The sequence below is a fragment of the Rhodoplanes elegans genome, assembly GCF_016653355.1.
In the GTDB taxonomy this organism is placed as follows: Bacteria; Pseudomonadota; Alphaproteobacteria; order Rhizobiales; family Xanthobacteraceae; genus Rhodoplanes; species Rhodoplanes elegans.
Window position 1 is genome coordinate 1 of the sequence record NZ_NHSK01000272.1, and the last position, 3,028, is coordinate 3,028.

Annotated in this window: 2 protein-coding genes; one reads left to right on the forward strand and one right to left on the reverse strand. The window is 69.2% G+C overall.

The window, feature by feature from the left end:
- Window positions 1-61: 61 nt before the first annotated feature.
- Window positions 62-1,354: a hemolysin family protein gene (locus CCR97_RS28405; RefSeq protein ID WP_111360162.1), complete on the reverse strand. Its 1,293-nt coding sequence runs from the start codon at window positions 1,352-1,354 to the stop codon at window positions 62-64.
- Window positions 1,355-1,646: 292 nt separating this feature from the next.
- On the opposite strand from CCR97_RS28405, the gene CCR97_RS28410 reads away from it, so the two are divergent.
- Complete coding sequence (locus tag CCR97_RS28410) at window positions 1,647-2,828, forward strand: pyridoxal phosphate-dependent aminotransferase (protein WP_111360161.1); 1,182 nt, start codon at window positions 1,647-1,649, stop codon at window positions 2,826-2,828.
- Window positions 2,829-3,028 lie beyond the last annotated feature (200 nt).

The window sequence follows — 3,028 nt, forward strand, 5'->3', positions numbered from 1 at the left end:
GTCGGGGGTGGGGGGCGTGCGGCCTCACCTCACTCACGGCGCCAGAACGGAAAATGATCACTCACCCCGCCGCGGGCGGCGTGAACAGGAGCTTGTCGACGCGGCGGCCGTCCATGTCGACCACCTCGACGCGCCAGTCCCCGACCGCGAAGGTGTCGCCCTCGGTCGGGATGCGGGCGAGGCGCTCGAGCGCCAGCCCGGCGGCGGTGTGGTACTCGCCCTCCGGCTCCGGCAGGCCGAACTTCTGGGCGAGCTCGTCGATCGGCACCCGACCGTCGACCAGGAAGCTGCCGTCCGGCCGTGCCGTGATCTCTTCGGCGAGCGCCTCGTGCTCCTCCGGCAGGTCGCCCGCGATCGCCGAGAGGATGTCGTGCAGCGTCACGAGCCCGAGGAAGTCGCCGTACTCGTCGACCACGAAGGCGACGTGCACGGGCACCTTGCGGAACATCTCCAGCATGCGCAGCACGCTGACGTTCTCGGGCACGTAGACGGGCTCGCGCAGATGCGCCTCGACCTGCAGGCCCTTGCCGGCGATCAGATCGTCGACCAAGTCCTTCTTCTGCACGACGCCGAGCGGACGGCCGAGATCGCCGGCCCGCGCGACGACCAGGCGCGAATAGGGGCATTCGGCGATCTCGCGCGCCACCACGTCGGGCGGATCGTCGAGATCGATCCAGTAGACGTCGGGGCGCGGCGTCATCTCGGCGGCGACCGGGCGGTCGGCGAGCGCCAGAACGCCGTGGATCATCTGCTGCTCGACGACGTCGATCACGCCCGCCTCGGTGCCCTCGGCGATGGCGAATCGCACCTCCTCCTCGGTCACCGACGCGCCACCCCGCGCCGGCACGCCGAGCAGGCGCAGGAGACCGGCCGAGGAGCGTTCGAGGATCCACACGAACGGGCGGAACACGCTCGACAGAATCACCAGCGGGCGCGCCATGCGCGAGGCGATGCGCTCCGGGGCGGCGAGCGCGATCTGCTTCGGCACCAGCTCGCCGAGCACCACCGACAGCGACGTGATGGCGACGACGACCAGCACGACGGCGAGCTGGTTGCCGTAGGGTGCGACAAAGGGAAGCTCGTCGAGCACCGGGCCGAGCCGCTGGCCGAGCGTGGCGCCGCCGAAGGCGCCCGAGAGAATCCCGATCAGCGTGATGCCGACCTGCACGGCGGAGAGGAGGCGGCCCGGATCGTCGGCCAGCGCCAGCGCCTGCGCGGCGCCCGGGCGCCCCTCGTCGGCCATCTGCTGCAGGCGGATCCGCCGCGACGACACCACGGCGAGCTCCGCCATGGCGAAGAATCCGTTGAGCCCGAACAGCACGAGCAGAACGGCGATTTCGAGAAATACGTCCATGTCCTTAAGTTAGAGCCCCGATGGCCGAAAGGGAACGGCCGGAGTTAGGTGTCCGGTGCGCGGCGCCCGAGTTCCATCGCGTTCCGTTCGAGTCCCGCCCCGTACCGCGCCGCTCGCGTCCCCGAAGACTACCCGGTCCGCCGCCGAAGTTCCACGACCGACGTCGGACCACAACCGAGTCCCGAGACGACCCGCCCGAGACGACACGCGCAATACACCGCCCAAGACATCAACGTCCAAGACATCAACGCCCAAGACAAGCAACACCCATAACAAATCACAGGAGACCAGGATGCTCGAGACCGTGGCGAGCTTCGATCGTATCGGCGAGGAGAACGCCTTCGCGGTGCTGGCCCGCGCCACCGAGCTCGCGTCGAAAGGCCGCGACATCGTCAATCTCGGCATCGGCCAGCCCGACTTCCGCACGCCGGACCACATCGTCGAGGCGGCCGTGAAGGCGCTGCGCGACGGCGCTCACGGCTACACGCCGGCGGTCGGCATCCTGCCGCTGCGCGAGGCCGTGGCGGCGGATCTGAACGCCCGCTACGGCGTCTCGGTGTCGCCCGCCGAGGTGATGATCATGCCGGGCGGCAAGCCCACCATGTTCATGTCGATCCTGATGTTCGGCGAGCCCGGCATCGACATCCTGTATCCGGATCCGGGCTTCCCGATCTACCGCTCGATGATCGAGTTCACGGGCGCGCGGCCGATCCCGGTGCCGATTCGCGAGGAGAACGGCTTCGGCTTCTCGGCCGAGGAGACGCTGTCGCTCATCACCCCGCGCACGCGGCTCTTGATTCTCAACTCGCCCGCCAACCCGACCGGCGGCGTCACGCCGAAGGCCGAGATCGACAAGCTGGTCGCCGGCCTCGCCAAGTGGCCGAAGGTCGCCGTGATGTCGGACGAGATCTACGACCACATGGTCTACGACGGCGAGAAGCACGTCTGCCTGCTGTCGTATCCGGAGATTCGCGACCGCCTGATCCTGCTCAACGGCTGGTCGAAGACCTACGCCATGACGGGCTGGCGACTCGGCTATGCGATCTGGCCGGGGAAACTCTACGACAACGCGCGAAAACTCGCCGTCAACCTGCACTCCTGCGTCAACGCGGCGGCGCAGTATGCCGGCCTCGCGGCGCTGACGGGGCCGCAGGACGCGGCCGAGGCGATGGTCGCCGAGTTCGATCGCCGCCGGAAGGTGGTGGTCGAGGGGCTCAACCGGCTGCCGGGCGTCAGCTGTGCGACTCCGAAGGGCGCCTTCTACGCCTTCCCCAACATCAAGGCGACGGGCTGGAAGGCGAAGCCGCTCGCCTCGGCGCTGCTCGACGACGCCGGCGTCGCGGTCATCGGCGGCCCCGACTTCGGCGTGCTGGGCGAAGGCTACATCCGCCTCTCCTACGCCAACTCCACCGAGAACATTCTGCGCGCCCTGGAGCGGATGGGCACGTTCCTGGCCGACCGCAAGGCGGCGTAGCATCTTCCGATCGGCGGCCGCTGGCTCACTGCCTCGGCCTCCCCCTCCCTGTCCCTCCCCCGCAAGCGGGGGAGGGAACGCCAGTCTCGACTGATCGAATTTCCAGCAGGCACAGCCTGCCGATCGGCAGCAGCGTGGAGCCCCGTCTCCAATCACACGACGCGCCGGCTCCCTCCCCCGCAAGCGGGGGAGGGGTGGGG